Below are 6880 nucleotides of genomic sequence, written 5' to 3' on the forward strand. Positions count from 1 at the left end.
GGGGGCGTTCGTCATTCCCTGTTCAGACCCACTGGACGAGCTGCCAGATGATCCCGTTCGGATCGGCGAACTGGCAATAGCGCTCGCCCCACGGCTCGGTCTCCGGGGGAGTGATGACGCGCGCACCCGCCGCGTCGATGCGGGCGAACTCCGCATCGATGTCCTCCACGACGAACACGAGCAGGGTGCCCTGACCCGCGGAGCCGGCGATCTCCTGGGGTCGGAAGCTTCCCAGGCCGGTCTCCAGGAAGATGAGGTTGGGTGCGTCCGGGTGCTGCAGCGAGACGAATCCCTCGGCGGACATCGCCTCCTCGAATCCGAAGTGTGTTTTCGCGAACGCGGCTGACGCGGCGACGTCGTCGACGTTGAGAGAGATGGCGGTCTGAGTGATGTTCACGGTGTCTCCTGTCTAAACTACGTACAACGTACATGGTTAAGAGATCCCGTGAGAGGATTATTCCGACATGGCCAAGAATCTGGTGGATCTCCTCTGGCGGGACGAATCGTCGGCGGCCGCGGGCGGTCGTCGTGGACCTCGGGCCCGACGTTCGACGGCGGAGGTTATCTCGCGGGCGATCGAGCTCGCCGATCACGCCGATCTGGACGCCGTGACGATCCGCGCCCTCGCGCAGTCACTCCAGCTGCCGCCGATGTCGATCTACACGCACGTGAACAGCCGTGCGGACCTGCTCGTCCTGATGGTCGACGTGATGCACTCTCGGATGCGGGTTCGCTCGGTCGAGGAAGTCGGCTGGCCCGCGCGAGTGCGCGCGGTTGCCGAGGACAACCTCGCCCTGCTGCGAGGGCATCCCTGGGTGCTCGACATCGCGGACCAGCGTTCCGCGCTCGGGCCCGGCACGATCGCCAAGTACGACCGCGAGCTGCATGCGTTCGATGACACGGGGCTGGGCGACATCGAACGCGACGCGGCACTGTCCTTCCTCCTGGACTTCGTCCACGCCGCGGCGATGAGGATGCGGGAGAGCGCCGAGAAGGAGCAGTTCGGCGCATTTTGGGCGGAGGCGGGCCCGCGTCTCGCTACCTACCTGGGGGAGGACTACCCGCTCGCGCAATCGGTCGGTCAGGCCGCGGGCGAGTCCCTGGGGACGCCCTACGATGCCGCAGTCGCGTGGGAATTCGGTCTGGCGAGGGTGATCGACGGCCTCCGTGCGATCATCGGCGAGCACCCGGGATCCTGAGATCGAGGCTCAGATGTCGGCGCTGGGCTTGACGATCGCGATGGCGCCCGTCTCCGCGGCCACCTTGCGGCGGTAGATGCGGCGCTGCTCCGGCAGGGAGACGTCGAACGTGACGGCGAGGATGCGGATGACGGTCGTCACGGCGATGCCGGCGACGGCGGCGATCGTGATGGGCATCCCGAGCGCGACGGCGATGACGATGAACGTGCACCCGGCGCCGGCCGCGACGGCGTAGAGCGACCCGACGTGCATGATCGCGGTCGGCAGGCCCATGAGCATGTCACGGAGCACGCTGCCGCCCACGGCCGCGCACACGCCGATGAACACGGCCGGCACCTCGGGGATGCCGAAGGCGAGAGCTTTGCTCGTCCCGAACGCACCGAACATCCCGATGACCACCGCGTCGAGCACCACGATCGCCGTGTTCAGGCGGGTGAACAGACCGGCGAGCAGCATGCCCAGGAGTGCCGCCCCGGCCGCCGTGACGAGATACCACTGGTTCTGCAGCGTCGCCGGCGTCTGCCCGAGCAGGATGTCGCGGATCAGACCGCCGCCCATCCCGATCATGATGCCGATGATCGCGACGCCGAGCCAGTCGAGGCGCCGCTGACCCTGGAACCCCGAAGCGAACATCGCTCCCTGGACCCCGCCGAGGCCGACGCCGAGCAGGTCCGCCCACAGCGGAATGGTGAAGAGCGGTTCGGTCACCCGTCCATTCTCCCGTACGGAGGATAATCGAGGGGTGCCCACCTACCGAGACGAAGCGGTGATCCTGCGCACTCACAAGCTCGGTGAGGCGGATCGCATCGTCACCATGCTCTCGCGCCGCCACGGCAAGGTGCGCGCGGTCGCTAAGGGCGTGCGCCGCACCTCGTCGAAGTTCGGCGCCAGGCTCGAGCCGTTCATGGTCGCCGACGTGCAGCTCTATCAGGGGCGCTCGCTCGACATCGTGCAGCAGGCGGAATCGCTCGGCTCCTACGGCACGGACATCGCGGCGCACTACGACCGGTTCACCGCGGCGAACGCGATGGTGGAGACGGCCGACCGTCTGAGCGATGCCGAGGCGACCCCCGATCAGTACCTGCTCCTCGTGGGCGGGCTGCGGGCACTGTCGCGCGGAGAGCACGTCGCGCGGAGCATCCTCGATTCGTACCTCCTGCGGGTCATGTCGCTTTCCGGGTGGGCGCCCTCGCTCGACGAGTGCGCGCGCTGCGGGACGCCGGGGCCGCACGCGCGGTTCGTCGCGCAGCTGGGTGGACTGGTGTGCACCAACTGCGCGCCGGCCGGCAGCCCCCGCGTCGCCGAGAAGACACTGACCCTTCTCCGCGCCTTGATCTCGGGCGAGTGGGACGTCATCGATGCGTCACCGCCCGCCGACACCGCGGCCGCGTCCGGACTCGTCTCCGCTTACGCCCAGTGGCACCTGGAGCGCGGCATCCGCTCGCTCGCCCATGTGTCGGACATCTCGTCGGAAGGACCACGATGAGCCCGAAGCCCTACACGCACAAAGACGCGGTGCCCTATCGTCCGCTGGACTGGACCGGAGTGCACCCGCCGGTGTTCCGGGCCGTGCCCGAGCACGTCGCGATCGTCATGGACGGCAACGGCCGCTGGGCCAACCGCCGAGGGCTCAACCGCATCGAAGGCCACAAGGCGGGCGAGGAGGTGCTGCTCGACGTCGTCGCCGGCGCCATCCAGGCCGGGGTGAAGCATCTGTCCGTGTACGCGTTCTCGACCGAGAACTGGGCGCGGTCCCCCGAGGAGGTGCGCTTCCTCATGGGCTACAACCGCGATGTGCTGCACCGCCGCCGCGACCAGCTCAACGAGTGGGGCGTCCGCATCCGCTGGGCCGGCCGCAAGCCGAGGCTCTGGGGCAGCGTCATCAAGGAGTTGCAGCACGCCGAACAGCTCACCCGCGGCAACGACGTGCTCACCCTCACGATGTGCGTCAACTACGGCGGCAGGGTCGAACTGGTCGACGCGATGCGGGCGATCGCGGAAGACGTCGCCGCCGGGCGCGTGAAGCCCAAGGCCATCACCGAGAAGATGATCCGCCGGAATCTGTACGTGCCGGACATGCCCGACGTCGATCTCTTCCTCCGGAGCTCGGGGGAGCAGCGCACCTCGAACTTCCTGCTGTGGGAGTCGGCCTACGCCGAGATGGTGTTCCTCGACACGCTCTGGCCGGACTTCTCGCGGGAAGAACTCTGGCGGGCGATCGGCATCTACCTGTCGCGGGACCGTCGCTTCGGCGGCGCGATCGACACCCCTGACTCACCCGCCTGAGCCCGGAGCCACTGCTCGGTCTCGTGCGGAGTCCGGAGCCGGACGATCGTGAGCTGCGGGAAGCGCAGCGTGTAGTCCGGCATCCGCTCGGTCCAATGCCCCAGGGTCTTGGTCTGCCAGGCGAGGATGTTCTCGTCGGGATCGCTGCGGAACATGTGCCAGATCGGTTTCTCGACGTTGCCGTTCCACATCCGCGTGCGCAGGATGCTGCGGCTCAGCGTCCGCCGTAGCAGGCGGGAGCGCACCACGCGGTACGGGTAGTCCAGCCAGAGGGCGAGGTCCGCACGAGGCGTGATGATCTCGTCGGTGCCCTTGCTTGTGTACTGCCACTCGGTGACCCAGCGGTCCTCGGACGCGAAGGCGCGGACGTCGTCGAGGAACTCGGGCCGCGGAGTCCAGTCCGGCCCGTGGAACAGGCCGTCGATCTCGACGTGGCGCAGCCCCCACACTCCGGCGACGCGGCGCGCGAGAGTCGTCTTGCCGGAGCCCGTGACACCGGCGATCAGGACCCGCTCGGGCCGGAAGGGAAGCGGATCGGCGGCGGTGAGCATCCGAGAATCCTATCGATCTCGCGCCCGCCGCCTCGGAATAGCTCGGAGGCGCATGCGGTTGGATGAAAGTGTGACTGAACCCATCTCCATCGACATCTGGTCCGACATCGCCTGCCCCTGGTGCTACATCGGCAAGCGCAACCTCGAGAAGGGTCTCGAAGCGGTCGCTGCCGACGAGGACGCGCCGCAGGTCAACATCACCTTCCACTCGTTCGAGCTGTCGCCCGACACCCCGGTCGACTTCGACGGCGACGAGATCGACTTCCTCGCCGGGCACAAGGGCATGCCGCGGGAGCAGGTCGAGCAGATGCTGTCGAACGTGACCGGTGTCGCCGCGAACGCGGGGCTCGAGTACCGTTTCGACATCCTGCAGCACACCAACACCGTGAAGGCGCACGAGCTGCTGCACTTCGCGAAGGCCGAAGGGCTGCAGCACGAGATGGAGGAGCGGCTCATGTCCGCCTACTTCACCGAGGGCAAGCACGTCGGGCGTATCGACGACCTCGTCGCCCTCGCGGCCGAGGTGGGGCTCGACGCCGACCGCGCCCGCACAGCGCTCGAGAGCGAGCAGTACCTCCCGGCCGTGCGTCAGGATCAGGCGCAGGCACGGGCCTACGGCATCCAGGGCGTTCCGTTCTTCGTCGTCGACGGCCAGTACGGCATCAGTGGCGCACAGCCGCCGGCCGCGTTCGAGAACGTGATCCGCGACCTGTGGGCCAAGCGGGACGAACCCGTCGAGGCCTGAGACCCGCCGGACAACACGACGCAGGGGACCCGAACGGGTCCCCTGCGTCGCCCTGTGTGTGCGTCAGATCCGCTGCTGGCGCGGGCCGAGCGGCAGCGGCTCCATGGGCTGGTCGTTCGCCGTCAGATCGATGCCGAGCTCGCGCGCATAGACGACACGCGTCGCGATCGTCACCTCGTCACCGGCTTCCTTGAGCTCGAAGACCCGACCACCGCGCATACGGTTGCGCTCAGCGCCGTCGAGACCGTAGGCGCCGAACCCGGTGCCGGGGGCGTAGCCCAGCATGACGCCGTAGTAGTCGCCCACGTAGTCGTTGATGTGGTCATGGCCGACGAACACGCCCTTCACATCGCCGCGCTCGAGGATGGCATTGAACATCCCGGAGTTGAAAGGACCGGGGCACTCGTCTTCGTTGCGCTCACCGACGATGGCGTGCCGGGCCTTGCCGCGCGCGGCATCGGCCTCCGTGCGGGTGTCCACGCCGCCCCACCACATGAAGCGGTGCTCCCACAACGCGATGTGCAGGAACATCAGCCCCGGCACCTTGCGACCGCGACGCTGTTCGAGACGCTGCGACTGCTCGCGGTACCAGGCCACCTGGTCCATCCGCAGCCAGTCCCAGGTCGGGTACCCGGCGAAGTCCTGGCCGTCGATCGTGCCGGGGGCGTAGCGCCCCGAGTCCATCAGCCACAGGGCGAACGCCTCGCGGTTCTTCCGGGCGGCCGAGCCGATCGACACGATCGTGTTGCTGGTGCCGGTCACGCCCCGTGTGCTCTCGGCGTTCACGTTGTACTCGTACGAGCGGTAGATCTTCAGCATCCCCGCCTCGTCCACGCCCGACTGCGGCAGCGAGTCCTCGTCATGGTTGCCGTAGGTGACCGCCCACGGGATCCGCCGGGCCTCCATGGGCGTGACGACGTTGTTGATCGCCTGCTTCACGGCGAGCCGGGTCTCGCAGCCGCCGGTGATCACATCGCCGTTGATGACGACGAAGTCGGGCTTCTCCTGATCGAGCACCTTCTCCATCAGTTCGACCGTGCGGCGGTCGGTGAGTTCATCGTCTTGCGTGTCGTTGAACTGCACCACCTTGAAGGTCCCGTCGGTGCGGAACCGCAGACCGCGGCCGGCTCCGGCGCCCGCCGGGGCGATGTCCGGGGCCGCGGCTGCGGAGGCGGTACCGAGCGGCAGGGCGGTTCCGAGAGCGCCGAGCGCTCCGGCGGTGAGGACGGTGCGCCGGCTGATCGGCAGACGGTCGGGCATGCGTGGTCTCCTTCGTCTTCGGGCGATGTTCGCCGCGGTGAGACTAGGGAGGCCAGATGGCGTCGGGCTGACGAGGAGATGAACGAGCCCCGTGTTCGCCCGCGGATCGGCGCGGGGTGCGGATTACGCGGAGGTGAACGGCGCGGGCCGCTGCGTTCGATCCGCTCGGGTCTAGCGGGTCAGTGCTGCTTCGATCGCGCTGACGATCTCGGGGGCGTCCGGCTTCTGCTTCGGACGGAAGCGCAGGACGTCGCCGTCGGGCAGCACGAGGAACTTCTCGAAGTTCCACTCGACGCGGCCGGCCTTGCCGCCCTCGTCCGGGGCTTCCTTGAGAGCCTTGTAGAGCTCCGACGCGTTCTTGCCGTTCACCTTGACCTTGTCATTGACCGGGAAGGTGACGCCGTAGGTCGTAGAGCAGAACTCGAGGATGTCGTCGACGGAGCCCGGCTCCTGGCCGAAGAACTGGTTGCAGGGGAAGCCGACGACCGTGAAGCCGCGGTCCCCGTACAGGCGCTGCAGCTCCTCGAGCTGCTCGTACTGGGGGGTGAGTCCGCACTTGGACGCCACGTTGACCACCAGCACCACGTCGGCGCCGAGATCGTCGAGCGTCTTCTCCTCGCCCTTGGCATCGGTGAACGGGATCGAACGGAGCGCGGAATCGGTCATATTCACAGCTTAGGTCGCCGCATCCCCCCGGGCTCCGCGTCTGGGAGAATGGACAGGACATGACTCTCGCCACCGCCCCCGCCCGCCACCTTCGCATCGGCCCGATCGACCTCGACGTGCCGGTCGTGCTCGCACCCATGGCGGGTATCACCAACACCGCCTTCCGGCGCCTG

The 6880-nt window shown here is 68.0% G+C and carries 10 protein-coding genes; 5 read left to right on the forward strand and 5 right to left on the reverse strand.

Features of this window, described 5'->3' with window-relative positions:
* Positions 1–22: 22 nt before the first annotated feature.
* A complete protein-coding gene (locus ACNPM4_RS09845) occupies positions 23–397 on the reverse strand; it encodes a VOC family protein (protein ID WP_167634775.1) in 375 nt (124 codons plus the stop codon).
* Positions 398–464: 67 nt separating this feature from the next.
* Between ACNPM4_RS09845 and ACNPM4_RS09850 the strand changes: the two genes are divergently transcribed.
* Positions 465–1199 carry a TetR/AcrR family transcriptional regulator C-terminal domain-containing protein gene (locus ACNPM4_RS09850; protein WP_448985540.1) on the forward strand — a complete coding sequence of 245 codons (735 nt, stop codon included), beginning with the start codon at positions 465–467 and terminating at the stop codon, positions 1197–1199.
* Between the two features lie 9 nt (positions 1200–1208).
* On the opposite strand, the gene ACNPM4_RS09855 is transcribed toward ACNPM4_RS09850, so the two are convergent.
* Positions 1209–1907, reverse strand: a complete 699-nt coding sequence (locus tag ACNPM4_RS09855) for a trimeric intracellular cation channel family protein (RefSeq protein WP_105710095.1) — start codon at positions 1905–1907, stop codon at positions 1209–1211.
* 34 nt (positions 1908–1941) lie between these two features.
* Here ACNPM4_RS09855 and recO point away from each other — a divergent pair, with 34 nt between their 5' ends.
* Positions 1942–2685 carry a DNA repair protein RecO gene (gene recO, locus ACNPM4_RS09860; RefSeq protein ID WP_105710094.1) on the forward strand — a complete coding sequence of 248 codons (744 nt, stop codon included), beginning with the start codon at positions 1942–1944 and terminating at the stop codon, positions 2683–2685.
* Positions 2682–3485: an isoprenyl transferase gene (locus ACNPM4_RS09865; RefSeq protein ID WP_262001065.1), complete on the forward strand. Its 804-nt coding sequence runs from the start codon at positions 2682–2684 to the stop codon at positions 3483–3485. Before recO ends, ACNPM4_RS09865 begins: the two co-directional genes overlap by 4 nt.
* On the opposite strand, the gene ACNPM4_RS09870 is transcribed toward ACNPM4_RS09865, so the two are convergent.
* Positions 3425–4036: a P-loop NTPase family protein gene (locus tag ACNPM4_RS09870; protein ID WP_448985541.1), complete on the reverse strand. Its 612-nt coding sequence runs from the start codon at positions 4034–4036 to the stop codon at positions 3425–3427. The genes ACNPM4_RS09865 and ACNPM4_RS09870 overlap by 61 nt on opposite strands.
* Before the next feature lie 70 nt (positions 4037–4106).
* On the opposite strand from ACNPM4_RS09870, the gene ACNPM4_RS09875 reads away from it, so the two are divergent.
* Positions 4107–4781 carry a DsbA family oxidoreductase gene (locus ACNPM4_RS09875; RefSeq protein WP_029261732.1) on the forward strand — a complete coding sequence of 225 codons (675 nt, stop codon included), beginning with the start codon at positions 4107–4109 and terminating at the stop codon, positions 4779–4781.
* A 63-nt stretch (positions 4782–4844) separates the two neighbouring features.
* Here ACNPM4_RS09875 and ACNPM4_RS09880 read toward each other — a convergent pair whose 3' ends face one another.
* Together ACNPM4_RS09880 and ACNPM4_RS09885 are read right to left on the reverse strand one after the other, a co-directional pair.
* Complete coding sequence (locus ACNPM4_RS09880; protein ID WP_448985542.1) at positions 4845–6041, reverse strand: metallophosphoesterase family protein; 1197 nt, start codon at positions 6039–6041, stop codon at positions 4845–4847.
* Between the two features lie 171 nt (positions 6042–6212).
* Positions 6213–6707, reverse strand: a complete 495-nt coding sequence (locus ACNPM4_RS09885; RefSeq protein WP_448985543.1) for a glutathione peroxidase — start codon at positions 6705–6707, stop codon at positions 6213–6215.
* A gap of 59 nt (positions 6708–6766) precedes the next feature.
* On the opposite strand from ACNPM4_RS09885, the gene ACNPM4_RS09890 reads away from it, so the two are divergent.
* A partial coding sequence (locus tag ACNPM4_RS09890; protein ID WP_448985554.1) for a hypothetical protein occupies positions 6767–6880 on the forward strand: 114 nt, incomplete at its 3' end.

It is taken from the genome of Microbacterium umsixpiens (assembly GCF_053543675.1).

What these genes read in the sequence shown, in the direction of transcription:
- ACNPM4_RS09850 (WP_448985540.1), top strand. Translation starts at nt 465, where the DNA reads ATGGCCAAGAATCTGGTGGATCTCCTCTGGCGGGACGAATCGTCGGCG.
- ACNPM4_RS09865 (WP_262001065.1), top strand. Translation starts at nt 2,682, where the DNA reads ATGAGCCCGAAGCCCTACACGCACAAAGACGCGGTGCCCTATCGTCCG.
- ACNPM4_RS09870 (WP_448985541.1), bottom strand. Translation starts at nt 4,036, where the DNA reads ATGCTCACCGCCGCCGATCCGCTTCCCTTCCGGCCCGAGCGGGTCCTG.
- ACNPM4_RS09880 (WP_448985542.1), bottom strand. Translation starts at nt 6,041, where the DNA reads ATGCCCGACCGTCTGCCGATCAGCCGGCGCACCGTCCTCACCGCCGGA.
- ACNPM4_RS09885 (WP_448985543.1), bottom strand. Translation starts at nt 6,707, where the DNA reads ATGACCGATTCCGCGCTCCGTTCGATCCCGTTCACCGATGCCAAGGGC.